The sequence below is a fragment of the Caulobacter sp. GW821-FHT09H08 genome, from assembly GCF_059415885.1.
Genome location: NZ_JBWKOC010000001.1, coordinates 887,445 through 912,048, shown reverse-complemented (window position 1 = coordinate 912,048; position 24,604 = coordinate 887,445). Strand labels below are relative to the sequence as shown.

General features: G+C 69.7%; 29 protein-coding genes and 4 pseudogenes. 14 read left to right on the top strand and 19 right to left on the bottom strand.

Features of this window, described 5'->3' with window-relative positions; translation table 11 throughout:
* Positions 1 to 64 precede the first annotated feature (64 nt).
* Complete coding sequence (locus AC07NN_RS04500; protein ID WP_494637919.1) at positions 65 to 529, top strand: DUF805 domain-containing protein; 465 nt, start codon at positions 65 to 67, stop codon at positions 527 to 529.
* Here the strand turns inward: AC07NN_RS04500 and AC07NN_RS04495 are convergent.
* The 6 genes from AC07NN_RS04495 to AC07NN_RS04470 are packed head-to-tail and all read right to left on the bottom strand — an operon-like array spanning position 526 to position 2,605.
* The gene (locus AC07NN_RS04495; RefSeq protein WP_494637918.1) at positions 526 to 1,044 is read right to left on the bottom strand and encodes a phage tail tape measure protein; all 519 of its coding nucleotides are present in this window, start codon (positions 1,042 to 1,044) and stop codon (positions 526 to 528) included. The two genes, AC07NN_RS04500 and AC07NN_RS04495, sit on opposite strands and share 4 nt — an antisense overlap.
* A complete protein-coding gene (locus AC07NN_RS04490; RefSeq protein ID WP_494637917.1) occupies positions 1,041 to 1,220 on the bottom strand; it encodes a phage tail assembly chaperone in 180 nt (59 codons plus the stop codon). Before AC07NN_RS04490 ends, AC07NN_RS04495 begins: the two co-directional genes overlap by 4 nt.
* Positions 1,217 to 1,501: a GTA-gp10 family protein gene (locus tag AC07NN_RS04485; protein ID WP_494637916.1), complete on the bottom strand. Its 285-nt coding sequence runs from the start codon at positions 1,499 to 1,501 to the stop codon at positions 1,217 to 1,219. Before AC07NN_RS04485 ends, AC07NN_RS04490 begins: the two co-directional genes overlap by 4 nt.
* The gene (locus tag AC07NN_RS04480) at positions 1,501 to 1,911 is read right to left on the bottom strand and encodes a phage major tail protein, TP901-1 family (protein WP_494637915.1); all 411 of its coding nucleotides are present in this window, start codon (positions 1,909 to 1,911) and stop codon (positions 1,501 to 1,503) included. Before AC07NN_RS04480 ends, AC07NN_RS04485 begins: the two co-directional genes overlap by 1 nt.
* Positions 1,912 to 1,925: 14 nt before the next feature.
* Positions 1,926 to 2,339, bottom strand: coding sequence for a DUF3168 domain-containing protein (locus AC07NN_RS04475; protein WP_494637914.1), 414 nt, complete (start codon positions 2,337 to 2,339; stop codon positions 1,926 to 1,928).
* On the bottom strand, positions 2,336 to 2,605 hold the full coding sequence (locus AC07NN_RS04470) for a head-tail connector protein (RefSeq protein WP_494637913.1): 270 nt from the start codon (positions 2,603 to 2,605) through the stop codon (positions 2,336 to 2,338). The genes AC07NN_RS04475 and AC07NN_RS04470 overlap by 4 nt, the downstream gene beginning before the upstream one ends.
* A 21-nt stretch (positions 2,606 to 2,626) precedes the next feature.
* Between AC07NN_RS04470 and AC07NN_RS04465 the strand changes: the two are divergent.
* A pseudogene (locus AC07NN_RS04465) lies at positions 2,627 to 2,701 on the top strand (hypothetical protein); the annotation flags it as partial.
* Between the two features lie 75 nt (positions 2,702 to 2,776).
* On the opposite strand, the gene AC07NN_RS04460 reads toward AC07NN_RS04465, so the two are convergent.
* The gene (locus AC07NN_RS04460; protein WP_494637912.1) at positions 2,777 to 4,000 is read right to left on the bottom strand and encodes a phage major capsid protein; all 1,224 of its coding nucleotides are present in this window, start codon (positions 3,998 to 4,000) and stop codon (positions 2,777 to 2,779) included.
* 73 nt (positions 4,001 to 4,073) lie between these two features.
* Here AC07NN_RS04460 and AC07NN_RS04455 point away from each other — a divergent pair, with 73 nt between their 5' ends.
* Positions 4,074 to 4,328 carry a hypothetical protein gene (locus AC07NN_RS04455; RefSeq protein ID WP_494637911.1) on the top strand — a complete coding sequence of 85 codons (255 nt, stop codon included), beginning with the start codon at positions 4,074 to 4,076 and terminating at the stop codon, positions 4,326 to 4,328.
* Between the two features lie 114 nt (positions 4,329 to 4,442).
* A complete protein-coding gene (locus AC07NN_RS04450; RefSeq protein WP_494637910.1) occupies positions 4,443 to 4,910 on the top strand; it encodes a hypothetical protein in 468 nt (155 codons plus the stop codon).
* On the opposite strand, the gene AC07NN_RS04445 is transcribed toward AC07NN_RS04450, so the two are convergent.
* The 3 genes and pseudogenes from AC07NN_RS04445 to AC07NN_RS04435 all read right to left on the bottom strand — a co-directional run bounded on the left by AC07NN_RS04445 (position 4,828) and on the right by AC07NN_RS04435 (position 6,796).
* A complete protein-coding gene (locus AC07NN_RS04445) occupies positions 4,828 to 5,238 on the bottom strand; it encodes an HK97 family phage prohead protease (protein WP_494637909.1) in 411 nt (136 codons plus the stop codon). The two genes, AC07NN_RS04450 and AC07NN_RS04445, sit on opposite strands and share 83 nt — an antisense overlap.
* A complete protein-coding gene (locus tag AC07NN_RS04440; RefSeq protein WP_494637908.1) occupies positions 5,231 to 5,482 on the bottom strand; it encodes a hypothetical protein in 252 nt (83 codons plus the stop codon). Before AC07NN_RS04440 ends, AC07NN_RS04445 begins: the two co-directional genes overlap by 8 nt.
* A pseudogene (locus AC07NN_RS04435) lies at positions 5,479 to 6,796 on the bottom strand (phage portal protein). The gene AC07NN_RS04440 and the pseudogene AC07NN_RS04435 overlap by 4 nt, the downstream one beginning before the upstream one ends.
* Positions 6,797 to 6,818: 22 nt before the next feature.
* On the opposite strand from AC07NN_RS04435, the pseudogene AC07NN_RS04430 reads away from it, so the two are divergent.
* Positions 6,819 to 7,049 (top strand): annotated as a pseudogene (locus AC07NN_RS04430) (endonuclease domain-containing protein); the annotation flags it as partial.
* 64 nt (positions 7,050 to 7,113) lie between these two features.
* Entirely contained in the window at positions 7,114 to 7,230 is a 117-nt protein-coding gene (locus tag AC07NN_RS04425; RefSeq protein WP_494637907.1) for a hypothetical protein, read from the top strand.
* Here AC07NN_RS04425 and AC07NN_RS04420 read toward each other — a convergent pair.
* The gene (locus AC07NN_RS04420) at positions 7,227 to 8,585 is read right to left on the bottom strand and encodes a DNA-packaging protein (protein ID WP_494637906.1); all 1,359 of its coding nucleotides are present in this window, start codon (positions 8,583 to 8,585) and stop codon (positions 7,227 to 7,229) included. The genes AC07NN_RS04425 and AC07NN_RS04420 overlap by 4 nt on opposite strands.
* A gap of 439 nt (positions 8,586 to 9,024) precedes the next feature.
* On the opposite strand from AC07NN_RS04420, the gene AC07NN_RS04415 reads away from it, so the two are divergent.
* From AC07NN_RS04415 to AC07NN_RS04400, 4 genes are all read left to right on the top strand, one after another.
* Complete coding sequence (locus AC07NN_RS04415; protein WP_494637905.1) at positions 9,025 to 9,792, top strand: SDR family NAD(P)-dependent oxidoreductase; 768 nt, start codon at positions 9,025 to 9,027, stop codon at positions 9,790 to 9,792.
* 254 nt (positions 9,793 to 10,046) lie between these two features.
* Entirely contained in the window at positions 10,047 to 11,636 is a 1,590-nt protein-coding gene (locus AC07NN_RS04410) for an aldehyde dehydrogenase (NADP(+)) (RefSeq protein WP_494637904.1), read from the top strand.
* Positions 11,637 to 11,744: 108 nt separating this feature from the next.
* Positions 11,745 to 12,083: an ArsR/SmtB family transcription factor gene (locus AC07NN_RS04405; protein WP_494637903.1), complete on the top strand. Its 339-nt coding sequence runs from the start codon at positions 11,745 to 11,747 to the stop codon at positions 12,081 to 12,083.
* Positions 12,080 to 12,559 carry an SRPBCC family protein gene (locus AC07NN_RS04400; RefSeq protein ID WP_494637902.1) on the top strand — a complete coding sequence of 160 codons (480 nt, stop codon included), beginning with the start codon at positions 12,080 to 12,082 and terminating at the stop codon, positions 12,557 to 12,559. The genes AC07NN_RS04405 and AC07NN_RS04400 overlap by 4 nt, the downstream gene beginning before the upstream one ends.
* 31 nt (positions 12,560 to 12,590) lie before the next feature.
* On the opposite strand, the pseudogene AC07NN_RS04395 reads toward AC07NN_RS04400, so the two are convergent.
* The 5 genes and pseudogenes from AC07NN_RS04395 to rutR all read right to left on the bottom strand — a co-directional run.
* Positions 12,591 to 12,699 (bottom strand): annotated as a pseudogene (locus tag AC07NN_RS04395) (NlpC/P60 family protein); the annotation flags it as partial.
* Position 12,700: 1 nt separating this feature from the next.
* Positions 12,701 to 13,114, bottom strand: a complete 414-nt coding sequence (locus AC07NN_RS04390) for a c-type cytochrome (RefSeq protein ID WP_494637901.1) — start codon at positions 13,112 to 13,114, stop codon at positions 12,701 to 12,703.
* 3 nt (positions 13,115 to 13,117) lie between these two features.
* Positions 13,118 to 14,713, bottom strand: coding sequence for a flavin monoamine oxidase family protein (locus AC07NN_RS04385; protein WP_494637900.1), 1,596 nt, complete (start codon positions 14,711 to 14,713; stop codon positions 13,118 to 13,120).
* Between the two features lie 231 nt (positions 14,714 to 14,944).
* Positions 14,945 to 16,582: a sensor histidine kinase gene (locus AC07NN_RS04380; RefSeq protein WP_494637899.1), complete on the bottom strand. Its 1,638-nt coding sequence runs from the start codon at positions 16,580 to 16,582 to the stop codon at positions 14,945 to 14,947.
* A gap of 109 nt (positions 16,583 to 16,691) precedes the next feature.
* Positions 16,692 to 17,453 (bottom strand): HTH-type transcriptional regulator RutR, encoded by a 762-nt coding sequence (gene rutR, locus AC07NN_RS04375; protein WP_494637898.1) that lies wholly within the window; start codon positions 17,451 to 17,453, stop codon positions 16,692 to 16,694.
* Between the two features lie 111 nt (positions 17,454 to 17,564).
* Here rutR and rutB point away from each other — a divergent pair, with 111 nt between their 5' ends.
* The 4 genes from rutB (at position 17,565) to rutA (ending at position 20,912) form a co-directional block, all read left to right on the top strand.
* Positions 17,565 to 18,284: a pyrimidine utilization protein B gene (gene rutB, locus AC07NN_RS04370; RefSeq protein WP_494637897.1), complete on the top strand. Its 720-nt coding sequence runs from the start codon at positions 17,565 to 17,567 to the stop codon at positions 18,282 to 18,284.
* A 170-nt stretch (positions 18,285 to 18,454) separates the two neighbouring features.
* Positions 18,455 to 18,844 carry a pyrimidine utilization protein C gene (gene rutC / locus AC07NN_RS04365; RefSeq protein WP_494637896.1) on the top strand — a complete coding sequence of 130 codons (390 nt, stop codon included), beginning with the start codon at positions 18,455 to 18,457 and terminating at the stop codon, positions 18,842 to 18,844.
* A 47-nt stretch (positions 18,845 to 18,891) separates the two neighbouring features.
* The gene (rutD, locus tag AC07NN_RS04360; RefSeq protein ID WP_494637895.1) at positions 18,892 to 19,692 is read left to right on the top strand and encodes a pyrimidine utilization protein D; all 801 of its coding nucleotides are present in this window, start codon (positions 18,892 to 18,894) and stop codon (positions 19,690 to 19,692) included.
* 155 nt (positions 19,693 to 19,847) lie between these two features.
* Positions 19,848 to 20,912 (top strand): pyrimidine utilization protein A, encoded by a 1,065-nt coding sequence (gene rutA / locus AC07NN_RS04355; protein ID WP_494637894.1) that lies wholly within the window; start codon positions 19,848 to 19,850, stop codon positions 20,910 to 20,912.
* 55 nt (positions 20,913 to 20,967) lie between these two features.
* On the opposite strand, the gene bamJ is transcribed toward rutA, so the two are convergent.
* The 3 genes from bamJ to AC07NN_RS04340 form a co-directional block, all read right to left on the bottom strand.
* Complete coding sequence (bamJ, locus tag AC07NN_RS04350; protein WP_494637893.1) at positions 20,968 to 21,471, bottom strand: BamJ family beta-barrel-assembly machinery protein; 504 nt, start codon at positions 21,469 to 21,471, stop codon at positions 20,968 to 20,970.
* Positions 21,472 to 21,699: 228 nt separating this feature from the next.
* Positions 21,700 to 22,353, bottom strand: a complete 654-nt coding sequence (locus AC07NN_RS04345) for a response regulator (RefSeq protein ID WP_494637892.1) — start codon at positions 22,351 to 22,353, stop codon at positions 21,700 to 21,702.
* Positions 22,350 to 24,512, bottom strand: coding sequence for an ATP-binding protein (locus AC07NN_RS04340; protein ID WP_494637891.1), 2,163 nt, complete (start codon positions 24,510 to 24,512; stop codon positions 22,350 to 22,352). Before AC07NN_RS04340 ends, AC07NN_RS04345 begins: the two co-directional genes overlap by 4 nt.
* Between the last annotated feature and the right edge of the window lie 92 nt (positions 24,513 to 24,604).

The window sequence follows — 24,604 nt, the reverse complement described above, 5'->3', positions numbered from 1 at the left end:
CCCGCTTTTCACTTCTTGCGCGGGTCGTCGGGCCGTAGTTATGGGTCCGAGATTGGAGACCGAAATGGATTGGAAGACCCTGTTCCTCTCGCCGGAAGGCCGCATCGGCCGCCAGGCGTTCTGGATCGGCTGGCTCTGCCTGCTGGGCGCCAGCGCGGTGCTGAACGTCATTCCGGTGGTCGGACACGTGCTGATGCTGGTGGTGATCTATTCCAGCGTCTGCGTGCATACCAAGCGCCTGCACGACATGGGTCAGACCGGCTGGTGGCAGGTGCTGCCGTGGGTCGTGGGTCCCTCGCTGGTGTTCGGCGCCGGCGTCTCCGTCGGCATCTCGGCGATCATGGCCGCGGTCCAGGGCGGCGAGCCCGAAGTGGCGGCGCTGGCCAGCCTGGGCGGCCTGGCCATGTCGATCTTCCTCTGCTTCGCCATCTGGCTGGCCTTCACCCTGTGGGTCGGCTGCAGCGTCGGCCAGGCGGGCGACAACAAGTACGGCCCGCAACCGCCGAACACCGAAGCCGTGGCGCTCTAAAGGCGCCGCGCCCCCAGACTGACCGCCCGGGCCAGCGCCTGGGCGAGTTGGGCGTCGGAGCGGATCAGGCCCGACGCCTCCCCACCTTGAACATTGACCGTCACCGACACCCCGGCGTTTCCGACGGGCTCGATGCTCCCGGCGCCGTTCGGTCGAAAGACCTCCGGCCCACGCTCGCCAACCAGATAGGCCCCGCCCGGTAAGACCGGACCGCCATCGGCGCGAGCCCCGGAAAAGCCCTTCGACAGCGCTTCCGTCAGCCCGCCGCCCTTCAGGGCCGCTCCCGCCGCGCCCAGCACCGCCCGCGCCAGCTCGGCCAGCGACACCTGGCCGTCCGAGGCCGCGCGGGCCAGGGAGCGCATCAGCGAAGCCCCGGCGCGGGCGAAGGCGTCGTCGATCGAGCGCGCGGCCCGTTCGGCGGGCGCCTTCAAAGCCTCCAGCGAGGCGGCCGCCTCGGCGGCGCGGACAGGTACGGCGGACAGGCCATCCCCAGGGGCGTTCACGTCGAAACTCATCGGATCTCCTCGTCGGGATAGCGGGCGATCAGGTCCGCCAGACCCGCCCGCGACAGCACCGGCGTGGCCGGCGTTTCGGTCAGCGCGCGCCACTCCTTCAGCGACAGTCGCCAGAACGCGTCAGGCGCCAGGCCCAGGCGGACAGCCAGGCGCAGCACATCGCCCCAACCGCTCACGCACAGGCCGCCAGGGCGGCGGCCAGGGCGCTGGCGGCCTCGGGCACGGTGGCCCGCGCGGCGACCTCCGGCGGCTCGCCCCCACCGTCCAGCAGGGCGGCCAGCACGGCGGCGAGGTCCTGGGCGCTGAGCGTGGCGATGCGGTCGGGCAGTTGTGACCAGTCGGAGAGACCCAGGACGGCCTCGATGCGAGCCAACGCGCCGAGCGTCAGGCACAGGCGACGCGGCGCGCCGGCCAGGGTGACGACGACTTCGCCGCGCGCGGGATTGGGCGGCAGCATCAGATTGCCGTGAAGCTCACGGCGCCGGCCGACGCCAGGCTTAGCGCGAACGCCGCCTCGCCATCGTGCTCGCCGGCATATTCCAGCGCCGCCACCAGGAACGGCCCCTCCAGCTGCCCGAAGTCCGGCACGACCAGTCGCCATGTCCGCGCCGACTGTTCGAAGAAGCTGGTCCGCACCTGCGCGTCCGACTCCGCGTCGCGGAACACGCCGGAGCCCGACACGGCCACCGAGCGCACGCCGGCTCCGGCCAGCAGCTCCCGCCAGCGCCCGGCGCTGTCGCTGTCCGTGGCGTCGACGGTCTTGGCGTTAAGGCTGATCGTCCGGGCGCGCAGGCCCGCGACGCTGACGAAGCCCGAGGCCCCGTCGCTGATCTTCAGCAGGATGTCCTTGCCGGCTTGAGCGGCCATGGCGGTTCTCCGTGTCAGGAAGCTTCGGTCACCGCCCGCACGCGGACGACGCCCAGGATGGTTTCGCGGTCCGCGCCGGTGAACACGTCGGCATAGGGAACCCGCAGGTTGACGAGCCGCCGGCTCGTCACGGCCGGCCGCGCGTCGTGCAGCGCCGCCCGCACGGCCGCGACCAGGGCGCGGGCCTCCTCCGGTCCGCCGAAGCGGCTGGCGCAGGTCAGGGTCAGCAGGTGCTCGGTCCCCTCGCCGCCCCCTTCCCCGTCAAGAGAACCGCCGAACGGCTTGTTCTCCGACCGGGTGACGACGACGCACGGAAAGGTCGGCAGGCGCGGCGAGACGCCATAGATCCGCTGGCCGGCGATCGCGGTGACGGCGGGCGTCGCCTTCAGCAGCGCGACCAGGGCGTCGATCAGAGGCTTATCACTCACAGCCGCGCCTCCCGGAACGGCGCCAGCCACGGCTCGACCAGCCGCAGCGACGGTTCTCCGGCGTGGCGATGCTCGTAGGCGTGGGCGGCGAGGATCAGCACGGCCAGCCGCAGCGGCGCGGGGCTGGCCGGAACCAGCGTGACGCCGACCGCCGCCGCGACCCGCGCCTCGGCGGCGTCGATCAGCAGCGTCAGCAGCGCGTCCTCCGAACCTTCAGGCGCGCGCAGGAACGCCCTGGCCTCGGCCAGGGTGAGGGATTGGGGCATGGGGGATTTTCTTTCGGGAAAGGGACGCCCCCTCCGTCACGGCGCGTATTCGCGCCGCGCCACCTCCCCCGCTTCGCAAGGGAGGATGGGGGACGTTCATCCTCCCCCGAGAAACGGGGGAGGTGGATCGCTGCGGATACGCAGCGAGACGGAGGGGGCGCTAAGGCCGAACTAGCTGGCCGCGAACTTCAGCAGCTTCACCGCGTCGAAGTTCTGCACCCCGCCGCCGACGCGCTTGGTCGTGTAGAACAGCACGTGCGGCTTGGCCGAATACGGGTCGCGCAGCACGCGCACGCCGGCGCGGTCGACGATCAGGTAGCCCTTCTCGAAGTCGCCGAACGCCAGCGCGCAGGCATTGGCGCCGACATCGGGCATGGCCTCGATCTCGGTGACCGGGAAGCCGAGCAGGCTCGCCGACTGGCCCGGCTGCAGGGCCGCGTTCCAGATGTAGTTGCCCTGTGCGTCCTTGAACTTGCGCACCGCGCTGACCGTGCGGCGGTTCATGACGAAGCGGCCGTTCTGGCGGTACTGGGTCTTGGCCGCGTAGATCAGGTCGATCAGCTTGTCGGTCGGGTTGCTGGCCGGCCAGGCGCCCGCGACGCCCGTGGCCAGATAGCCGACCTGGCCCCACGTGTACGACGCGTCCGGCGCGGCGGTGTAGGCCAGCAGGCCCTTGGGCTTGTTGACCCCGTCGCCGGTCACGAAGGCCGTGGTCTCCTGGGCGGCGAAGGCGTCCTGCACTTCTTCCGCCAACCACTCGTCGATGCTGACATAGGCGTCGTCCAGCAGCGCCTGGGTCGCGGCCGGGCTGGCGTAGAGCTCGCCGGCCGGGAAGTCGATGACGTCCAGCGTCGGCGCCGTGGTCTCGGGCCGCGCGGCGGTCTCGGCCACCCAGGCGGCGGCCAGGCCCGTCGGCGACACCGGCTTGCGGAAGCTGCCCGAGCCGATGGTGCGGACCTGGCAGATCTCGCGCATGACGCTGGTCGCCGCCAGGCGGCGCAGGATCAGCCGCTCCAGCTCCGGCGGCGCGACATAGCCGCCGGCCGTGGCCGTGCCTTCCGACAGGCCCTTGGCTTCCAGCAGGCTCAAGGCCGTCTCGCCGGTCTTCACATAGTGGTCGAAGGCGGCCTTGCGCTCGTCCACCCGCGCCAGCGGCGTATCCGCCGAAAGCGAGGGCCTGCGCAGGTCCGACATCAGCCGATCGAGACGGTCCTGAGCGCGGCCGACAGCCTCGTCGATGCGCCCGACCTTCTCCTCCAGCAGCACGTCGGCCCGCTTGGTCTCGATGGCCGACAGGCGGGTGTCGTTGGCGGCCTTGAAGCTCTCGAACGCCGTCAGGACGTCCGCCAGCGCCGCGCGAGCCTCGGGCGAGGCCGCGTGTTTGGTTTCCTTCATGGGGATCTCCAGAGAGGCCCGCCCTCACGACGAGGGCGGGGAAATCGAAAGGCTGGTGTTAGGGTGGCGAGGCATGTCCCTGCCTCCGCTCGATCCCGCCTTGCTGGCCCGACTGCCCGACGACCTCGACGGGGCGATCGCCGTCCTGCGTGAAGCGGGCCTTTCCAAGGTCGGGACGGCCGGCGCCCTGGTTCGACACCGGGGCCTGAGCCTCGCCGAGGCCAAGCAGCAGGTGCATCTGTCGCCGGCCTGGGCCGACCTACGCGCAGTAGATGACGCCTTCCACGATGTGCTCGTGGCGACTGCTCAGCGCGGCGAAGACGGCTAGCTAGTCACCGTCTGTCGAGACTGGGATGGCATCCAAAGGGTCACGGCATTGCCGCTGGGATCACACAGCGCCCAGACGCTGGAGCGCCTGCCTGGCATGGCCTAGGTTGTGCGGATGAAATTCAACGACCTGAAATCGATTGGCCACAACATCGCGGACTCGTTGGCCAGCGGCATCTGCCTGATGATCGGCTACTATCAGGTCGACATTTTCGCCGAAGCGTCAGCAGGCCCGGAAGGCATCGTCGTTGTTGACTTTCTTTCGGGAGAAACCAGCGGAGCGCCCGTCTCGGCGGTCCTGGCCGAGGCGGTGCGAGAGTATTCCAAAGCGCTCGAAGGTCTCTGCGAACGACATGGCGCGGAGAAATCCGCATTCACGGTTCTGACCGCACGGTTTGGCATCGACGCCGTCTACGGCCGCCACTTCACCGTCACCGTCGAAGACACCAAGGGGCGTCGCTCGGTCGATCCCTACTACGGCGCGCCCGGCAAGAAGCTCATCAAGGTGAGACGACTCGCAGGCGAGCGCCGGGCAGCATCGGGAACGTCACGATCGACACCTCCCAAAGCTCCACGCGGCTGAGCACCCGCAGGCGCCCCTGCGTCCGCGCCTTCACCTGCCGGAAGCCGATGGACAGCCCATCCAGCGCCCCCGCCTCGACCAGGGCCGCGACCAGCCGCCCGCGCGGCGTCGTCCGCAGGATGCGCCCGCGCACGAACAGCCCCTTGGCGTCCTCGACCACCTCGTCCCAGACGCCGACCGGCTCGGCCTCGTCGTGCTGGTGCAGCATCGAAACCGGACCGCCGGCCGCCAGGCTCTCGGCGAAGGCGCCCGCCGCCGTGACGTCGTCGTTGAGGTCGCGCGTCCAGAACAGCGAGGCGTAGCCCTCGATCTTCAGATCGTCAGTCATGGGCGCGCTCCAGCTTGGCCTCGATCCGCAGCAGGCTCTGCCGCGTCGCGTCGGCCTGGGTCTCCAGCCGCGCCAGGCGCTCGGCCACCGGGGCCTGGACGTCGAGCCGCCGCTGCATGTCGTCGATCCGGGCCGAGGCGCGACCGGCCCACATCAGGGCGGCGGCGGCCTGCAGGAAGACGGTGACGCAGAGGCCCAGCGACACCTGGCGATCGAACCGCCAGCGATCCACCGGCGCGCTCAATGCTCCAGCCCCGCCAGCCGCCGCCGCTCGGCGTCGGTAAGGAAGCTCGCCGCCTGCAAGCGGCTCCACAGCGCGTCGCGCTCGGCCGACAGGGCGGGGACGGCGTCCAGGTCGGGCGCGATTCGCGCGCCAGGGAACTTGACCCCCAGCCACCCGGTCAGGGCCCGCGCCGCCCGCTCGGCCAGCGGCGCGACGGTCCCGCGCCAGAACGCGGCGTTGGCCTCGCGGTAGTTGGCGTAGGTGTTGTCGCCCGGAATGCCCAGCAGTTGCGGGGGCACGCCGAACGCCAGGGCGATCTCGCGCGCCGCCCCGTGCTTGCCCTCGGTGAAGTCCATCTCGGCCGGCGACAGCGACATCGCCCGCCAGTCCAGCCCGCCCTCCAGCAGCAGCGGCCGGCCCGCGTTGGCGGTCCCTGAATGGGCGTTGGCCAGCTCGGTCTTCAGCCGGTCGAACTGCTCGTCGGAGAGGCGGTCGCCGGCGTCCTTGCTCGAATAGACCAGCGCCCCAGACGGCCGCGCCGAGTTGTCCAGCAGCGCCTTGTTCCAGGCGCTCGACGCATTGTGCACGTCGATCGCGAAGGCGGCCGCTTCGAGCGGCGAGAAGCCGTAGTGATCGTTGGTCGGGTTGAAGAGCTTCAGGTGCAGCACCGGCAGCCAGCCGTCGGCGTCGCGGGCGATCCGCACCGTGCGCCCCGCTGCCTGGTAGTCGTACGCCAGCGGCCATCCGCGCGGCCCCGGCACGACCGTCATTCGGTCGGGGCGAAGGGCGTAGAGTTCGCTCGGTTGAGCCTCTCCCGCCGCCTCCAGATAGGCGTTGCCGGCCACCTGCAGGCCGCCGAAGAACTGCTCCATCAGGTCCGGCCCGCCCTGTTCGGGATTGGGTCGGTCGAGGAGTTTCTTCAGCGGATGATCGTCTGCCCGGCGGCCCTCGACGAACACCGCTAGCGGCGTGGCGGCCGCCGCCTCGGCGATCAGCCGCACGCAGCGATAGGCGACGGGATTCCTGGCGAACCCTTCGGCCGCGAGGGCCGCGTAGTCGCGCGGCGTCCACTGCGGCCGACCGCCCGTGGTGAGGGCGATGAGGCGCGCGGCGCGGGAGTCCTTGAACTCGCGAGGCCCTTGGGGCGGACGAGGTTTGAAGAGGGGCATGGTTGCTCCCGAGAGGATTGAGAACAAAAGAAGAACAATGTAGAGTTGCGAGCACCGAAGACCCCTCTCCTCCCCCTCTGGGGGAGGGGGACCGGCGAACGCCGGTGGAGGGGCCCTGTGAGGAAAGGGACGCGCACTTGGAGACGCCGAGAGAAACCGTGACCACCGCTCGCCGCCTCCGGCGAGAAATGTCCCCGCCCGAGGCTCGGCTCTGGTCGGCCCTTAGACGCTCCGGCCTCGATGGTCTGAAGTTCAGGCGGCAACACCCGATGGGTCGCTGCGTGCTGGACTTCTACTGTCCTTCGCTAAAGCTGGCGGTGGAAGTCGACGGCTACGCGCACTGCATCAATGACAGGCCTGAGCGCGACCTGGCGCGAGATCGCTGGCTGGCGAGCCACGGCGTGCGGACGCTTCGCATTCCCGCTAACGACGTGATGGCGTCCATTGATGGCGCGCTGTCCCAGATCCGAGAGTTTGTGGCGGTTGAACAACTCAGGGCCCCTCCACCGCCGTTCGGCGGTCCCCCTCCCCCAGAGGGGGAGGAGAGCTACTTCTACTGAGCGGCCTTCGGCCACCTCCCCCGCTTGGGGGAGGATCTAGAGACTGCGCAACCTCGGCTTTCGCGTCCCGCCCAGCATCAACTCGCTCACCGCCCACACCAGCGCATCCGCCCGGTCCGGACTGTGTTCCAGATCCCCCGAGCCGAGCGCCATCAGTTCCTCCTCCAGCGCCGCGAACGCGCCGCAGTGGAGCACGCGGCCCTGTTCGTACAGAGCCGCCACCGGCTCGGCCCGCGCCCGCTTGCCCACCGACGCCCGCACCAGTTTCACCGGGCACGGCGGATCGGCCTGGGCCAGCACCGCGCGCACCATGTCGCCGCCCTGGTTGGCTTCGGCCACCAAGGCGTCGGCGCTCCAAGCCCGCGCGGCGGCCACGGCCTTCTTCGCCCAGCCCGCCGGAGACAAGCCTCGCGCCGTCTCGTCGGCCAGCACGAACGCCCGGTCGTCCCGGCGCCCGACGACCACGATCCCGCACGCGTCGCCCGTCGCGGTCGCCGGCGGGTCCACCGCCACGACCACGCGGTCGAAGCGCGCCGGCTGCGCGGCCCGACACCGCGCCAGATCCTCGGCGCGGAACAGCCCGCCGTCGGTCTCGACGATGATCCCGTCCAGCTCCTGCGCCGCCAGACGCGTGCCGCCGTAGAGGCTCTCCAGCGTCCGCAGGAACGCCGGCGCCAGGTTGCTGGCATTGGCGCTGGCGCCCGCACGGGTCAGCGCCACGCCCGCCTCGGCCATCAGGGCCTTCAACGCCCGGATCGGCCTCGGCGTCGAGGTCACCACCAGCCTCGGGTCCTGCCCCAGCCGGAGCCCGAACCGCAGCATGGCCAGGGTCTCGGCCGGCTTGGGCCAGGCGCAGAACTCGTCCGCCCAGGCCGCATGGAACTGCGGCCCGCGCAGGCTGTCGGGATCCTCGGCCGAGAACGCATAGGCCGTCGCGCCATTGGGCCAGACCAGCCGCCGCCGCGAGGCTTCCCAGCGGGGACGGAACAGCGGGCCGCCCATCGCCTTCAGCCCCGACGGCCCCTCGATCATCACCTCGCGCACGTCGTGCAGCGTGGGTCCGATCAAGGCCAGATTCGGATAGGCCAGGGCATTCAGGGTGATCCAGCGCGCGCCCGCGAAGGTCTTGCCCGCGCCGCGTCCGCCCAGCATCAGCCACGTCGACCAGGCGTCGTTGCGCGGCGTCATCTGGTGGATCAGCGGATCGCCCAGGACCGCGCTAAGCAGGCGCCGCTGATCCTCCTTCTCCAAGAGCATCGTCGCCGCCGTCAGCCAGTTCCGCTCGACGCTTGAGCTCGAGGAGCTCAGCGAAGCGATCGAACCGGGCGCCAAGAGCGGCCTGAATCTCTTCGGGATCGTCGGGGATGCCGTCATGCATGGAGGCCTCGTCGTCATTGGCCGCCTCGTCGGCGGCGGGCTTGGTCTTGGACTTCTCCGCGGCCGGCTCGGGGACCATCGTCTCGATGGCCTTCGCGGAGCGGGCGAAGACGCCGCAGGTCCGGGCGTCCTTCTCGATCTGCGCCTTCTCGGCGTTGTCCGTGCTGGTCTCGAAGGCGTCGATGAGCTTGTCCATCTTCACCTTGAGGCGGGCCTGCAGCGTCTCGCTCCAGCCCTGCGCCTCGTCGCTTCTTCCGGCCATGACACAAAGATACGGCGCCAGCGGGCGCGGATGATTCAGCGGCGCATAAAAGTGACAAGCTGTTGAATTCATGACCTTCCATCTCACCAATTCAGAGTATTCGCGCCGCCCAATCCCCGTGCCTGACGCCAGGGGCGGCTCGACAGGCGCGTCCGACGCCGACAGGGTGCGCCGCGACAACCAAGGGGAGCCCAGATGACCGACCAGAGCCTCGCCGGCCGCACCGTGCTGATCACCGGCGCCTCGTCCGGCATCGGCGCCCACCTGGCCCGCAAGGCCGCCCTCGCCGGGGCCCGGGTCGCCGTCGCCGCCCGCCGCGCCGACAAGCTCGAAGCCCTGGTCGCCGAGATCAACGCGGTCGGCGGGACCGCCCGCGCCTTCGCCATGGACGTCGAGGACGAGGCCTCGATTATCGCCGGCTACGACGCCATCGAAGACAAGCTCGGCGCTCCGGACGCGGTGATCGCCAACGCCGGCATCAGCATCCAGGGCATGGCGCTCGACATCGCCGCCGAGGACTTCGACAAGGTCATGGGCGTCAACACCCGCGGCGTCTTCCTGACCGCCCGCGAGGGCGCGCGGCGGATGATCAAGGCCGGCTCGGAAACGAGCGGGAACGGCCGCATCCTGCTGGTCGCCTCCATCGGCGCGCACAAGGTGCTGCCGGGCCTGGTGGCCTACTGCACGTCCAAGGCCGCCACGGCCATGCTGGGCAAGGGCCTGGCCCGCGAGTGGATCCGCAAGGGGATCAACGTCAACGTCCTCTGCCCCGGCTACATCAAGACCGAGCTGAACAGCGACTGGTTCGACAGCGAGGGCGGTCAGAAGCTGGTCGCCGGCTTCCCGAGGCGGCGGCTGATGGAGGAGGACGACCTCTCGGCCACGGCGCTGTACCTGTGCTCTGACGCGGCGCGGGCGGTGACGGGCAGCGTGTTCACGGTCGACGACGGGCAGTCGCTGTAAGATCCTCCCCCCAGCGGGGGAGGTGTCGGCGCAGCCGACGGAGGGGGAAGAGGCCGGGCCAGGAGAACTACCCCCTCCGGCGCTTCGCGCCACCTCCCCCGCTAGGGGGAGGATTTGAACATCTCCCCTCAAATCCGCGCCCTGACCGACAGGAATCCCGCACCACCCCTTGGCGCCATGGATCAATCCGGCAATCGCATTGGACTTGTCATGGACGCGCGCCCATATGGCCCGCGACACCAGTGCGAAGGACGATGAACGTGCATCTGACGGGCGAGCTTCTGATCGGCGGCGAAAGCCGCTTCGGGACCAACGGCGAGATCAAGGGCGTGAACCCCGCCACCGGCGAGACCCTGGAGCCCGCGTTCGGCGGCGCGACCAAGGCCGACGTGGATCAGGCCGCCGCCCTGGCCGCCGAGGCCTTCGCCAGCTACCGCGCCTTGCCCTACGAGACCCGCGCCACCTTCCTGGAAGCCATCGCCGAGCACATCGAGGCCATCGGCGACGATTTGATCGTCCGCGTCATGGCCGAGACCGGCCTGCCCCGCGCCCGCCTCGAAGGCGAGCGCGCCCGCACCACCGGCCAGCTGCGCCTGTTCGCCAGCGTGCTGCGCGACGGCGGCTTCCTGGAGGCCCGCATCGACCCGGCCCTGCCCGAGCGCAAGCCGCTGCCGCGTCCGGACCTGCGCCTGCGCAACGTGCCGCTCGGCCCAGTCGCCGTGTTCGGCGCGAGCAACTTCCCGCTGGCCTTCTCGGTGGCCGGCGGCGACACCGCCTCGGCGCTCGCGGCCGGCTGCCCGGTCATCGTCAAGGCCCACCCGGCCCACCCCGGGACGTCGGAGCTGGTCGGCCGCGCCATCCAGGCCGCCGTCGCCTCGGTCGGCCTGCATCCGGGCGTGTTCTCGCTGATCCACGACAGCGGCTACGAGGTCAGCCAGGCCCTGGTCGCCGATCCGCGCGTCAAGGCCGCAGGCTTCACCGGCTCGCGCCGTGGGGGCCTCGCCCTGGCCGCCATCGCCCAGGGCCGGCCCGAGCCGATCCCGTTCTACGCCGAGATGAGCAGCATCAACCCTGTCATCCTGCTGCCCGCCGCCCTGCAGGCGCGTGGCGGCAAGATCGCCCCGGACTTCGTGGCCGCCCTGACCCTGGGCGCTGGCCAGTTCTGCACCAATCCCGGCCTGATCCTGGCCATCGACGGCCCCGAGCTGGACACGTTTGTCGAAGCGGCCGGCAAGGCGGTCGAGGCCGCTCCGGCCGCCGTCATGCTGACCCCCGGCATCTGCAAGGCCTTCGCCCACGGCGTCGCGGCCCTGTCGGAGGACGCCAAGGTCACGACCGTCGCGCGCGGCGTCCCTGGCCCAGACGGCAGCCACACCGGCCGCGCGGCCCTGTTCAGCGTCAAGGCCGCCGACTTCCTGGCCAATCCGCACCTGCACGAGGAGGTCTTCGGCGCCGCCTCGGTCGTGGTGCGCTGCGCCGATGAGACCGAGCTCGCGGCCGTCATCGAAGCCCTGGAAGGCCAGCTGACCATCGCCCTCCACCTGGAGGACGCCGACCACGCCCTCGCCGCCGCCCTGCTGCCGGCGCTGGAACTGAAGGCCGGCCGCATCCTGGTCAATGGCTTCGGCACCGGGGTGGAGGTGGCCCACGCCATGGTCCATGGCGGTCCGTTCCCGGCGACCTCCGACGCCAAGGCGACCTCGGTCGGGACGTTGGCGATCGGGCGTTTCCTGCGACCGGTCAGCTACCAGAACCTGCCGGAAGCCCTGCTGCCGGCCGAGCTGCGGACAGAGAACCCGCTCGGCATCGCGCGGCGGGTCGATGGCAAGGTGAAGCTGGCCTAGCAACACGCAAAACCCCTCTCCTCCTCCTCTGGGGGAGGAGAGGATTTTGCTCGCTGCAATAGTTAGGCAATTACTTGACTAACAAATCGCCCAACGATACTTAACCCCATGCCTAACCAACAGCCCTCGCTCGACCTCATGTTCCAGGCCCTCGCGGACCCCGCGCGGCGGAGCATGGTCGAGCGGCTCAGCCAAGGCCCCGCCTCGGTGAGCGAACTGGCTCGGCCGCTGGACATGTCGCTGCCGGCGGTCATGCAGCACCTGGCCATGCTGGAGGCGGGCGGGATCGTGGCGTCGGAGAAGGTCGGCCGGGTGCGCACCTGCCGGATGAACCCCGACGTTCTCAGTCTCGCCGAAAAATGGATCAACCAGAGGCGCACCCAGTGGGAGCGACGCCTCGACCGGCTGGGCGATTTCCTGGCCGCCGAAGACGAGGAAACGAAATGACGGCCAGCCCTGTGACCGAACGCAACGTCGTCCACGCCACCTTCACCGTCGAGCGGACCTACGCCGCCTCGCCCGCCCGGGTGTTCGCCGCCTTCGCCGATCCGGAAAAGAAGAAGCAGTGGTTCAAGGGCCCCGAGGAATGGGGTCCGCCCGACCAGAAGTTCGACTTCCGCGTCGGCGGCGAGGAGCACAGCATCGGCGGCCCGCCCGGCGATCCGCCGCACCGGTTCTACAACCGCTACCTGGAAATCATCCCCAACGAGCGGATCGTCTACACCTACTGGATGCACCACGGCGAACCGCTGGCTTCGGCCTCGGTCGCGACGATGGAGTTCCGGGCGGAGGGCGACAAGACCCGCCTGGTGGTCACCGAGGTCGGCGCGTTCATCGACGGCTACTACGACGCCGCCGGCCGCGAGCACGGCATCCGCTGGCAGCTGGACACGATCGCGGCGGTGGTGGAGGGGGCGGAGTAGGCCGGCGGCGCTCAACAAAATCCTCCCCCTAGCGGGGGAGGTGTCGGCGCGCCGCGACGACGGAGGGGGAAGAAGCCGGGCCTGGACAAGTTCCCCCTCCGGTCGCTTCGCGACCACCTCCCCCGCTGGGGGGAGGATTTATCAGTGACTCCCCGGCGGCGGCGGTTTGGCGATCTTCGCCACGTCCGCCTCCGTCACCGGCTTCGCATAGGCATTGCCGAAGTGCGTCCGCACATAGGTGATCGCCTCGGCCATCTGGGCGTTCGACAACGTGCCGCTGAACCCCGGCATGCCGCCCTTGCCGCCAGCCACCACCATGATCGGATAGGCCGCCCCGGCCAGCTTCGGATTGCTCGCCAGCGCGGGGATGGTCCCCGCCCCACTGGCGCCCTTGGCATCCGCCATGTGGCAGGCTTGGCAGACCGCGCCATACACCTGCTCGCCGGTCACCGGCTTGGGCGCGCGAACGATACCGCCGCCGGTGTCGCCGCTCGGCGGCGTCTGGGCCATGGCCGGGGAGGCGACGAGCGCCGCAATCAGTACGAACCGCTTCATCCTCTAGGCCTCCAGCGCGCGCTTGTGCAGACGGGTGATGGCGTCGATGGAGGACAGCAGCGCGCCCTCCATCCAGCAGCCGACGTAAGAGGCGTGCTCGCCGGCCAGGACGATCCGGCGGTCCATGCCGACCAGGGTCTGGTAGTGCTCTTTCCGAGTCTCCTCGTTCCAGCGGGCGCAGCAGCCGAGGGTCCAGGGCACCCGGCTCCAGGCCACCGACGCGCCGGACGCGAACTCCTTGCGATAGCTCCCCGGGTGCAGCACCGACCCTTGAGCCAGCGCGACCTCGATCCGCTGCTCGGGCGTCATCCCCGCCAGCCGATAGGCCCCCATCTCCCGGGCGAAGGCGCCTAGCAGCACGGCTGGCCCGTCCTTGAACATGTTGTTGTTGGGATAGGAGATCAGGGCGATCTCCTGGTCGGTGAAGCTGTGGCCGCCGTAGATGAAGTCGTCCTCCTCCCAGAAGCGGCGCTTCATCTCCAGGCCGATCTTGACCTGGCCGGAATAGGGCACGGCCTTGATGGCGGCCATCATCTCGTCGGTGACCTGCAGGTCCATCTGGCCCAGGATGCCCAGCGGGATCGTACAGACGCACCAGTCGGCCTTGGCGTCGGTCGCCTTGCCGGTCGCCACATCCGTGAAGCTCACGACCACGCCCTTGTCGTCCTGGGCGATCCTGCTGACCTTGGCGCCGTAGGTGATCAGGCTCTCGACCTGCTTGGCGAAGGCCTTGCCGATCATGTCCATGCCTCCCACCGGCTGGAACATGGTCGTCTGCATCTCCGAGCCCATGAAGAAGGCCATCGAGGTCCAGACCTGCGGGTCCAGCACGTCGTGCAGCGGATAGAGGTCCTTGGACGGGATCGGCGCGCCGTTGACCCCGCCGCCGCCCGGCCGCTCGAAGCCCCGGTGCGAGGAGGCGCGCAAGCCCGCCGCGTACTTGTAGTCCTTGTCCAGCATGCCCCAGCCCTTCAAGGCCTCCAGCAGCTTGTCGCGGTCCTCGGCGGTGACGGTGTCGTCCAGCGCCTTGGCGTTGACCGACTTGGCCAGCAGCTCGGCGATATTGCCCTCGAAGTCGGCGGCGGCGGCGTTGAAGCGCACGGGCTTGCCGCCGAAGGCCTGGGACGAGTGCACCCAGCCGGAGTGGTTGAACTGGATGAACGGCTCCAGGGCCACCCCGAACTGCTTGCAGTAGTGCAGCAGGGTGCGGTGGTGGTGCGGGATCCGCCAAGGGCCGGGGTTCAGGTAGTTGCCGGCCGAGAAACCGACCTTCTGGGTCGCCCCACCCAGCTCCGTATAGGTGTCCCCGCCCCGCAGCGACCAGTTGCGGCCGCCGGCGCGGTTCTGGAACTCTAGGATCTTGACCTTGTAGCCGGCCTTGGTCAGCTCGAACGCCGCCAGCATGCCAGCCAGCCCCGCGCCCAGAACGATCACCGAGGCGCCGGGCCGAGCGCCCTGCAGGTTCGGCGGCCCATGGAACTGGGTCTCGGCCGCGTGGCCCAGCGTCGTCATCGCCTGGTACAGCGCCGCTGTCCCGCCGACCTTGGCGATCGCCGAAAGAAGCTGACGCCTGGTCGGCGCCCCCACACCCGATTGCATAAGCCCATCCCCTACCGAACCGCTCCCGAGGGCGGTGTAGGGCTAGGGGGTCATGCCGGATGGGCGACGGCGAGCATTCACGCTGCGGTGCAGCAGAGGTCGTCGCGGAGGCTCTGAATTATCGGCGCCCAGACGATCAGGGTGCGCGGGAAGTGGGCGCCGCCTTCAAACCCTATCAACTTGATCTGTCATCCCGGCCATAGCGAAGCGCGACGATCCGGGATGACAGGATCAGCGCACCACCCGCAGCGCCGGCTTGTCCGCGCAGGCCTGCAGCAGCGGGATCGTGAAGTGGAAGCTCGACCCCAGCCCCGGGCTGGAGTGCACGCCGATGGTCCCGCCCATCAGCTCGACCAGTTCGCGGCAGATCGACAGGCCCAGGCCGGCGCCGTCGTGGGCGCGGGTCAGGGAGTTGTCGACCTGGGAGAAGGTCTTGAACAGGTCCGACAGATGCTCGTCGGCGATGCCCATGCCGGTGTCCTCGACCTCGAACCGCAGGCCCTTGCCGGCCCCTTGTCCTTGAGGGCGGACACGGACGGTGACGCCGCCCTGGTCAGTGAACTTCACGGCATTGGCCACCAGGTTGCCCAGCACCTGGCGCAGGCGCATCGGATCGCCCGTCCAGCGGCCGCGCAGGTCGACGGCGATGTCGACCGTCAGTTCGATGTTCTTGGCCGCCGCCGCGCCCGAGAAGGCCGCGCAGCTGGCCTCGACCAGGGCGGTCAGGTCGAAGACCTCGGCCCGCAGCTTGACCGCGCTGCTCTCCAGCCGGGCGATGTCGAGGATGTCGTTCAGCAGGGTCAGCAGCGAGCGGCCCGACTCCTCCAGGATGCGCAGGCGCCTGGACTGCGGCTCCGACAGGGTATCGACGGCCATGACCTGGGCCATGCCCAGCACGCCGTTCAGGGGCGTGCGGATCTCGTGGCTCATGTTGGCGAGGAAGCGGGTCTTGGCGGCGTTGGCGGCCTCGGCCTCCTCCTTGGCGCCGATCAGGGCGACGCGGCCGGTCTCCAGCTTGCGCAGGGCCTCGACCACGCGCTGCATCAGCACCGCGCCGGCGGCGGCCAGCACCAGGAAACCGGCGACGATCCAGGGCGCGACGCCCTTGATCAGCGACAGGCCGGGGTTCTCGGCCGACCAGGCCAGGGCCCCGACCGGCTGGCCGTTGATGTCGTTCAGCAGGACGCGGGGCGTCTCGCCGCGCGGGCGATCCAGGAACACCAGGTCCTTCAGCCCCAGGTCGTCGGCGAAGTTGCGGACGAAGGCCTTGTCGACCAGGCGCGCGGTGACCACCACGGCGGGCGGTCCGCCATAGCTGTCGGCGGTCGCGCGGCTCTCGGCCGTGACGGCCGCGACGGCGATCAGGTAGGTCTTGCCGCCGACCTTCAGCAGGCCCGTGCGGGTGGCCTCGGCGGCGGTGCTCAGGCGGCCTTCGCGGCGAGCGATACGGGCGTCGGCGGCGACGTCGGCGGCGATGCGGGCGGTCTCGGCCGGAAAGGCGCCAAGGGCCGCCGTCGTGGTCCGCCGGCCATGGTCGGCGGCGTGGACCACCTGCCCCGCCTGCATGACGAAGGTCAGGTCGTGGCCGAACTGCTCGCGGTAATAGGTGCCGAAATTGGCGTCGGCCCACACCAGGTCCGGCTTCCAGCCCATGGCCTTGTAGGCCGCGTCCCAGACGGTGGCCGAGGTCAGCTCGCGCTCCATGCGGTCCAGGGTCCGGGTGACGGTGCGGCGGACCAGCAGGATGTCGTCGGCGGTGTCGGTGCGATCGACCGACCGGGCGGCCAGCAGCATCAGGGCCAGGCTGCCCAGGATCGAGACGACGACCATCACCGCGGCCGCGCCGACGATCCCGTGGATCAGTCGCATCGGCCGCGCGGTAGAGGTCGAAGAAGAGGTGACCGGGCGCGTCATGAGAGACCGGTAGCTTCGGCTTGGATAGCGAACCGTAAAACGCGGCTCTTGGCCGCAGGGTCGGCTACCCGACCCTGTCCCTCGCGCCGTCCAGCAGCAGCGCCGTCACCGCGGCCCGCGTCTCGTCCATGAAGGCCTTGTCGGACAAGGTCTTGCCGCTCAGCGCCCGCACCTGCACCGCGAAGTCGGCATAGTGCTGGGTCAAAGCCCAGATGGCGAAGATCAGGTGCGACGGATCGACCCGTTTCGCCAGCTTTCCGGCGTCGATCCACGCGCGGATGACCGTGCACTTGGCGTCGAAAACCGCCTTCAAAGGCCCGGCCAGCACGGGTTTGAGCAGCGGCGCGCCGCGCAGCATCTCCAGGGCGAACAGGCGCGAGACCTCGGGATGGTCGCGGCTCATGGCCAGCTTGGCGCCGACCAGGGCGGCGATGGCGTCGGCGGGGTCCTCGTCGGCGGTGAATCGCGACAGCGGCGCCAGCCACAGCGACAGCCCCTGCTCCAGCACCGCCACGTACAGGTCGTCCTTGGACGGATGGTAGTAGAGGAGGTTGGCCTTCGAGATCCCCGCCGCCTGGGCGATGGCCTCGACGCTGGCCCCGTCCAGGCCCTGGCGCGCGAAGACCCCGAGGGCCGCCTTCAGGATCGCGGCCTTGCGGGCCTCGCCAGCTTGAGCGCGGCGGCCTTTTGGCGGTTCGGCCTTCGCCGGATCGCCCACGATCTGAGCGGCCTTGACCAGCTTGCGGGCGCCAGAGGCCGGCTTGGCGGCCGGACGCGTGGCGCTCTTGCGCGGAGCCTTGACGGTCTTGGCGGCCAGGTCGGTCATGCGATCTCGAATTTGGACCATTTGGTCAAACATGGACCGAACGGTTCGGATTGCAACGTTACGCGGGATGGTATTCCATGCCTCTCGCAAATCACAAGGGAGCCGACGTCGATGACGTCCACGATCACCCCGCTCAGCCCCGACAGCATCATGTTGCCGGCGCGCCCCGAGCCCATCCCCGTGGATCCCAAGACCACGGCGGTGATCGTCATCGACATGCAGAACGCCTACGCCTCGCCCGGCGGCTACCTGGACCTGGCCGGCTTCGACATCTCGGGCGCCGCCGCCTGCATCCAGCAGATCAAGGGCGTTCTGGAGGTGGCGCGCGGCGCCGGCATGACCGTCGTCTATTTCCAGAACGGCTGGGACGACCAGTATGTAGAGGCCGGTGGCCCGGGCTCGCCCAACTGGTGGAAGTCCAACGCCCTCAAGACCATGCGCGCCAAGCCCGAACTGCAGGGCAAGCTCCTGGCGCGCGGCCAGTGGGACTACGAGCTGGTCGACGAGCTGACGCCCCAGCCGGGCGACATCCGCCTGCACAAGACCCGCTACAGCGGCTTCTTCAACAGCCAGCTGGACAGCGTGCTGCGGGCGCGCGGCATCCGCCATCTCGTGTTCGTCGGCATCGCCACCAATGTCTGTGTCGAGTCGACCCTGCGCGACGGCTTCATGCTGGAATATTTCGGCACCGTGCTGGAGGACGCGACGCACCAGGCCGGGCCTGAGTTCGTCCAGAAGGCGGCGCTGTTCAACATCGAGACCTTCTTCGGCTGGGTCTCGACGACGGCTGATTTCAAGGGGGCGTTCGGGCAGCTGGCGCCGAGCTCCTAACCCCCTCCACCCGATCTCCCCGGCGAATGCCGGGGCCCAGATCGAACCCACGAACGCTTGAGAGACTGCCCCGGCCGAGAAGCGCGAACACTCAAACCGACCCGGATGAATCTGGGTCCCGGCATTCGCCGGGAAGGTCGGATTTGATGAGGATTTAGAGGAGCACCACCATGCCCAAGACCGTCATCACCCCGCCCGGCACGGGCACGCCCATCGCCCCGTTCTCGCCCGGCACGCTGGCCGACGGGATCGTCTACGTCTCGGGCACCCTGGCCTTCGACAAGGACAACAACGTCGCCTTCCCCGACGACGCCGAGGCCCAGACGCGGCAGATCCTGGAGACCATCAAGTCGGTCATCGAAACCGCCGGCGGCACGATGGAAGACGTCACGATGAACCACATCTTCGTCACCGACTGGAAGCACTACGGGCCGCTGAACAAGGTCTATGCCGAGTACTTCCCCGGCGACAAACCGGCCCGCTACTGCATCCAGTGCGGCCTGGTGAAGCCCGGCTTCGTGGTCGAGATCGCCTCGGTCGCGCACATCGGCAAGAAGTGATCCCCATGAGCGGAGTTTTTGGATGAGCGGATTTGGGGGTTAACGGGATGACCAGTGGTACGGTCGATGGCCTGTTCTACGACCTGCACGGCGGCCCCGTGGCCGGCCGCGAGGTCGTGCTGCTGTCGTCGGGCCTGGGCGGCTCGGGCGCCTTCTGGGCCCCGCAGATGCAGGCCCTGACCGAGCGCTGGCCAGTGGTGCTGTACGACCACCGGGGCACGGGTCGCAGCACCCGCGAGCTCCCGGCCAACTACACCGTCGCCCACATGGCCGACGACATGGTCAAGGTCATGGACGCCCTCGGCCTCGCCAAGGCCCACGTCGTCGGCCACGCGGCCGGCGGCAATGCGGGCCTGCAGCTGGCGCTGGACCATCCGGGGCGCCTGTCCAAGCTGGTCGTCGTCAACGGCTGGTCGCGGCCCGATCCGCACATCCGCCGCTGCTTCGACACCCGCATCCATCTGCTGAACGACACCGGCCCGCAGGCCTATGTCCACGCCCAGCCGATTTTCCTCTATCCGGCCGACTGGATCTCGCGGAACCACACCCGCCTCCAGGCCGAGGAGGCCCACCACGTGGCCGGCTTCCCGCCGCGCGAGGTGATGCTGGCCCGCATCCGGGCGCTGCTGGCCTTCGACGTCGACGCGCGGCTGGAGGAGATCACCCACCGGGTGCTCGTGAGCGCCAGCGCCGACGACATGCTGGTGCCGATGAGCTGCTCCCAGCGCCTGGCCGGCCGCCTCCCGAACGCGGAATTCCAGCAGGTCGCCTGGGGCGGCCACGGCTTCACGGTGACGGACCCGGAGACCTTCAACGAGGGTCTGGTGAAGTTCTTGGAGGGTACTTGATCCTCCCCCCAGCGGGGGAGGTGGTCCGAAGGACCGGAGGGGGAAGTTCTCCTAGCCCGGCTTCTTCCCCCTCCGTCGTCTCTTCGAGCCGACACCTCCCCCGCTGGGGGGAGGATTTCGTCGGCATCCCAAATTCCTAGAACAGGACCATTCCCATGCAGGTCGGCGTCTTCATCCCCATCGGCAACAACGGCTGGCTCATCTCCGAGAACTCGCCGCAGTACATGCCCAGCTTCGAGCTCAATAAAGAGATCACCCAGAAGGCCGAGAAGTACGGCTTCGACTTCGCGCTCTCGATGATCAAGCTGCGCGGGTTCGGCGGTAAGACGCAGTTCTGGGAGCACAATCTCGAGAGCTTCACCCTGATGTCGGGCCTGGCGGCCGTGACCTCGAAGATCAAGATCTTCGCCACCGTCGCCACCCTGACCATCCCGCCAGCCATCGTGGCGCGCATGGCCTCGACCATCGACTCGATCGCCCCCGGCCGCTTCGGCATCAACCTGGTCACCGGCTGGCAGAAGGCCGAGTACAGCCAGATGGGCCTGTGGCCGGGCGAGGAGCACTATACCGACCGCTACAACTACCTGGCCGAATACACGACCGTGCTGAAGGAGCTGCTGGAGACCGGCGTTTCGGACTTCAAGGGCAAGTACTTCACCATGGACGACTGCCGGGTCAGTCCGCACCCCAAGGAGACCAAGCTGATCTGCGCCGGCTCGTCCGACGAGGGCCTGGCCTTCACGGCGCAATATGCCGACTACAGCTTCGCCCTGGGCAAGGGGACCAACACCCCGACCGCCTTCGCCTCGGTCAACAAGCGGCTGGAAGCGGCGGCGGAAAAGACCGGCCGCGACGTGCAGTCGTTCCTGCTGTTCATGATCATCGCCGACGAGACCGACGAGAAGGCCATGGCCAAGTGGCAGTCCTACCGCGAAGGCGCGGACCAGGAGGCCCTGGCTTGGCTGACCAACCAGGCCGCGCCCAATGCCAAGGCCGGGGCGACCACGAACACCACCCAGCTGGCCGCGCCGGAATCGGCGGTGAACCTGAACATGGGCACCCTGGTGGGCAGCTATGAGAGCATCGCGCGGATGATGGACGAGATCGCCGCGGTGCCGGGCACGGCGGGCGTGCTGTTGACGTTCGACGACTTCGTGAAGGGGGTCGAGGACTTTGGGGAGAGGATCCAGCCGCTGATGAAGAGTCGCAACGTCGGCTAGTTGAACAGCTCTCCTCCCCCTCTGGGGGAGGAGAGAAGCCCGGACGTCGCCGCCCCTAATCGACCGCCAGCATCCCCACCAGTTGCAACCTGAACACCAGCGTGCTGTCCGGCGGGATCTCGCCCATGTCGCGCGAGCCGTAGGCCAGCTCGGACGGGATGTAGAGCACCCACTCGTCGCCGACGTGCATCATCGGCAGCACGTCCAGCCAGCCCTGGATCAGGCCGTCGGCCGGCATGATCGCCGCCTTGCCGCGCGCGAAGCTCGAGTCGAACACCGTGCCGTCCAGCAGCTTGCCCTCGTAGTGGACCTTGATGATGTCGCCGAGCTTGGGCGACGGGCCTGTCTTCGGGCCGCTAGTCACGATCTTGTACTGCAGGCCCGACGGCAGGGTGATCACGCCCGGCGCCTTGGCGTTCTTCTCCAGGAAAGCCTTGCCGGCGATCGCACCGGCCGAGGGGCCCGCATTCAGCTGCGGCGGCGGCGACGGCTGCACCTGGGCATGAGCGGCGCCGGCGGCGAGGAAGGCCGTGACGGCCAGGGAAGCAAGAAGGCGCATGGGGTCTTTCGAAGGTTCGATTCCGGTGGCGGCACCGTAGCGATCCTTGAGCTGAACTTCGCGGCGAAATTTGGGGTGAGCAGGAGCGCGCCCTCCGTCACGCGGCTGCGCCGCGCGCCACCTCCCCCGCAAGCGGGGCAGGAGAGAGCCGCTGAACCTTCCTGCCCCGTGCAACGGGGGAGGTGGCGCGGCGCGAAGCGACGTGACGGAGGGGGCGCTCTCCCGACCCTAAACCAACCCCCGCTTCGCCGCCTCCAGCGCCGCCTCGGCCCGGGAGCAGATGTTGAGCTTGCGGTAGATCGCCTTGACGTACCCCGCCACGGTCAGCTCGGTGACGCCCATGACCTTGGCCGCCTCGCCCGAGCGCAGGCCCCGGCCGATCAGCCGCAGCACCTCGGTCTCGCGCGGGGTCAGGGCCGCCTCGGGCTCGATCAGCGCCACCGGCGCGGGGCGGGCGCGGAAGTAGTCCAGCATCCGGCGGGCCACGGCCGGCGACAGCGGGGTCTCCCCGGCCTCCAGGCGGCGCAGGTAGCGGACCAGGTCCTCGCGGCCCATGTCCTTGAGCAGATAGCCGCCCGCCCCCGCCGCTATGGCGTCGAACAGGTGGGCGTCGTCGGCATAGATGGTCACCACCACCGACCGCGTCGTCCCGCCCGAGCGCTCGTTCAGGTCGCGCAGGAAGTCAACGCCGCGTCCGTCCGGCAAGGCCAGGTCGACCAGGGCCAGGTCCGGCATGCCGCCGTCCAGGAACGAGCGCGCCTCGGCCAGGTCCGCCGCGCCCCGGGCGACGACGCCGGGGAAGGCCTCGGCCAGGGCGGCCAGCAGGTGCTCGCGGGTCTCGGCCTGGTCCTCGAGGACCAGGGCGGTTTCAGGAAGGCTCATGCAGCGGCGCTCGCGTCTACGGGCGCCGAAAGGCGAATGACAGTGCCCTTGTTGGTATCGGGAATTTCGACCGCCCCGCCGATCTCGCCGAGGCGACGTTCGAGGTTGGCCAGGCCGCTTCGGCGGCCGCCCGGCTCGGTCGGCAGGCCGACGCCGTCGTCGCTGATGGTCAGCTCCAGCCGACCGGCGTCCTCATGGACGGTGACGACGACCTGGGTCGCGCCGGCGTGGCGGATGGCGTTGGACACCACCTCGCGCACGGCCGAGGTCAGGTTCTTGTAGACGCGGTAGGGCGCGGTCCGGTCCGGGACGGCCAGCTCGACCGGCGGCCAGTCCAGAGCCAGCCCGGCCGCCTCAAGCCGTTCGGCGGTCTCGTGGCGCAGGTCGGCCAGCACCGCCTCCAGCGGCAGGTCGTGGCCCGACAGGCCCGAGACGATCGAGCGCAGGTCGCCGATGGCCCCGCGCATGGCCTCCCGGGTCTGGGACAGGTCCTGGCGGTGCAGGCCTGACAGCAGGCGCGCCCCGACGTCGTCGTGCAGGTCGCGGGCGATGCGCAGCCGCTCCTCGACCACGCCGCGGGCATAGGCGTCGCGGCCTTCCTCGATCTGCGAAAGCAGGCCCACCAGCTGGTCGCCCAGCTGGGCCTGGGCCGTGCCGAACAGGCCCCGGCCCCGGAACGGGAAGCGCAGGGTGATGGCGGTCGTCCCGGCGGCGGCGGGCAGGCCCAGGCCCACCCCCTCCTCCAGGATCTCGGCGCTGGCCTGGGTGGGCGATCCGGTGGCGATCTCCAGCGGCTCGTAGACCTTGGACAGTAGATCCTTCCAGGCCTGGGCGCGGGCGTCGATGTCGTGGATCAGGGCGACCTGGGCCACGGCGGCGAACATCTCGTGCTCCTTCATCGGCTTGCGGCCGATGGTCCGCCGCCAGAGCATGTCGCGGAACGGCAGGTAGGCGAAGGCGACGATCAGCAGCGAGATGCCCAGGGCGGTCTGCGGCGCGGTCCCCAGGGCGGTGATCAGGATGCCGTCCAGCGCCAGCAGCGCGGCGCCGGCGCTGATGTAGAACAGGATCCGGAACGCCCACTGGTCCAGCTCGAACAGCTTGTGGCGGCGCAGGCCCACGGCCATGCCGACATAGATGATCACGAAGAAGCCCAGCGAGAACCGGGGATCCAGGAACGGCCGCATGCCCAGGGCGATGGGCACGGCGACATTGCCGATGAAGGCCCCGGCCCCGACGATCACCGACAGGCCCAGCCACCGGGTGGCGGCCATGGCGGCGGGGTCCTTCCGGTTGGCGATGGCCTGGACCAGGATCGTCACCATGATCAGCAGCATCTCGATCGAGGTGATCGCCTGGCCGGTGCTCTCCTGGGCGGGATTGCCCGGCAGCAGCGGCGTGGCCGCCCAGATCAGCAGCCACAGCGGCGTCATCAGCAGGATCGCCGCCCTTGGCGCCACGCGCTTCGGATAGGCCAGGAAGAAGGCGATCATCGCGCCGCCGAAGGCCACCGCGCCGATCATGTTCAGGTGCTTGACGATGGCGGTCAGCACGCCGTCCATGACCAGCTCGACGCTGGCGTGGACCGCCCAGCCGAAGGTGAAGGCCAGCATCGACAGGCCGGTGACGGCGAAGAGCTGGGTGGAGAGGTCGCGCGGCCGCAGGGCCCAGACCCAGCCGACGATCAGCGTGGCGATCAGGCCGAAGCTGAGATTGGCCCAGAACTCCGCCCCCAGGGTCGACAGCGGGCGAATGCGTTCGTCCAGGGTCACCACCCGCTGCGCGCCGTCGGCGCCCGCCAGGCGCACGTTCAGCGGCCGGGCCTTGAGCGCGTCGGCGAAGGCGCCTTGCCGCCTGATCTGCTCCAGGGCGCCGTCCTCGGTGGTCGGCGTGTCCAGCCCGCCGATCTCGGTCGACTGCAGCGCCGGGGCGCTGGCGTCCGAGCCGACCCCGGCCAGGCGATCCCCGATCTTGGCGCCGACCCGGGCCAGCGGCCCGTCCGGGGTGAGCCGGGTGATGACGACCGCGCCGTCGGGCTTGGCGTCGAAGCTCGCCCCCAGCCAGGCGGGGGTCAGGGCCATCCACACGCCCGCCAACGCCGTCGCCACGCACAGCAGGACGACGCCAAGCAACAGGGTGGTGGGGGACGACGCGCGCATCCGGCCTTGCTAGAGGTTGAGAACCACCCGAACCTTGAGCCAGGACAAGCGTGGCCGCAACCGTCGCCGAACGTCGTTATGAGGTCGGTTCA

Excerpts from the sequence above, each read along its gene's own strand:
- AC07NN_RS04500 (WP_494637919.1), top strand. The coding sequence starts at position 65 with ATGGATTGGAAGACCCTGTTCCTCTCGCCGGAAGGCCGCATCGGCCGC.
- AC07NN_RS04495 (WP_494637918.1), bottom strand. The coding sequence starts at position 1,044 with ATGAGTTTCGACGTGAACGCCCCTGGGGATGGCCTGTCCGCCGTACCT.
- AC07NN_RS04485 (WP_494637916.1), bottom strand. The coding sequence starts at position 1,501 with ATGCTGCCGCCCAATCCCGCGCGCGGCGAAGTCGTCGTCACCCTGGCC.
- AC07NN_RS04480 (WP_494637915.1), bottom strand. The coding sequence starts at position 1,911 with ATGGCCGCTCAAGCCGGCAAGGACATCCTGCTGAAGATCAGCGACGGG.
- AC07NN_RS04470 (WP_494637913.1), bottom strand. The coding sequence starts at position 2,605 with ATGCCCCAATCCCTCACCCTGGCCGAGGCCAGGGCGTTCCTGCGCGCG.
- AC07NN_RS04460 (WP_494637912.1), bottom strand. The coding sequence starts at position 4,000 with ATGAAGGAAACCAAACACGCGGCCTCGCCCGAGGCTCGCGCGGCGCTG.
- AC07NN_RS04455 (WP_494637911.1), top strand. The coding sequence starts at position 4,074 with ATGTCCCTGCCTCCGCTCGATCCCGCCTTGCTGGCCCGACTGCCCGAC.
- AC07NN_RS04450 (WP_494637910.1), top strand. The coding sequence starts at position 4,443 with ATGAAATTCAACGACCTGAAATCGATTGGCCACAACATCGCGGACTCG.
- AC07NN_RS04445 (WP_494637909.1), bottom strand. The coding sequence starts at position 5,238 with ATGACTGACGATCTGAAGATCGAGGGCTACGCCTCGCTGTTCTGGACG.
- AC07NN_RS04420 (WP_494637906.1), bottom strand. The coding sequence starts at position 8,585 with ATGACGACGAGGCCTCCATGCATGACGGCATCCCCGACGATCCCGAAG.
- AC07NN_RS04415 (WP_494637905.1), top strand. The coding sequence starts at position 9,025 with ATGACCGACCAGAGCCTCGCCGGCCGCACCGTGCTGATCACCGGCGCC.
- AC07NN_RS04410 (WP_494637904.1), top strand. The coding sequence starts at position 10,047 with ATGAACGTGCATCTGACGGGCGAGCTTCTGATCGGCGGCGAAAGCCGC.
- AC07NN_RS04405 (WP_494637903.1), top strand. The coding sequence starts at position 11,745 with ATGCCTAACCAACAGCCCTCGCTCGACCTCATGTTCCAGGCCCTCGCG.
- AC07NN_RS04400 (WP_494637902.1), top strand. The coding sequence starts at position 12,080 with ATGACGGCCAGCCCTGTGACCGAACGCAACGTCGTCCACGCCACCTTC.
- AC07NN_RS04390 (WP_494637901.1), bottom strand. The coding sequence starts at position 13,114 with ATGAAGCGGTTCGTACTGATTGCGGCGCTCGTCGCCTCCCCGGCCATG.
- AC07NN_RS04385 (WP_494637900.1), bottom strand. The coding sequence starts at position 14,713 with ATGCAATCGGGTGTGGGGGCGCCGACCAGGCGTCAGCTTCTTTCGGCG.
- AC07NN_RS04380 (WP_494637899.1), bottom strand. The coding sequence starts at position 16,582 with ATGCGACTGATCCACGGGATCGTCGGCGCGGCCGCGGTGATGGTCGTC.
- rutR (WP_494637898.1), bottom strand. The coding sequence starts at position 17,453 with ATGACCGACCTGGCCGCCAAGACCGTCAAGGCTCCGCGCAAGAGCGCC.
- rutB (WP_494637897.1), top strand. The coding sequence starts at position 17,565 with ATGACGTCCACGATCACCCCGCTCAGCCCCGACAGCATCATGTTGCCG.
- rutC (WP_494637896.1), top strand. The coding sequence starts at position 18,455 with ATGCCCAAGACCGTCATCACCCCGCCCGGCACGGGCACGCCCATCGCC.
- rutD (WP_494637895.1), top strand. The coding sequence starts at position 18,892 with ATGACCAGTGGTACGGTCGATGGCCTGTTCTACGACCTGCACGGCGGC.
- rutA (WP_494637894.1), top strand. The coding sequence starts at position 19,848 with ATGCAGGTCGGCGTCTTCATCCCCATCGGCAACAACGGCTGGCTCATC.
- bamJ (WP_494637893.1), bottom strand. The coding sequence starts at position 21,471 with ATGCGCCTTCTTGCTTCCCTGGCCGTCACGGCCTTCCTCGCCGCCGGC.
- AC07NN_RS04345 (WP_494637892.1), bottom strand. The coding sequence starts at position 22,353 with ATGAGCCTTCCTGAAACCGCCCTGGTCCTCGAGGACCAGGCCGAGACC.
- AC07NN_RS04340 (WP_494637891.1), bottom strand. The coding sequence starts at position 24,512 with ATGCGCGCGTCGTCCCCCACCACCCTGTTGCTTGGCGTCGTCCTGCTG.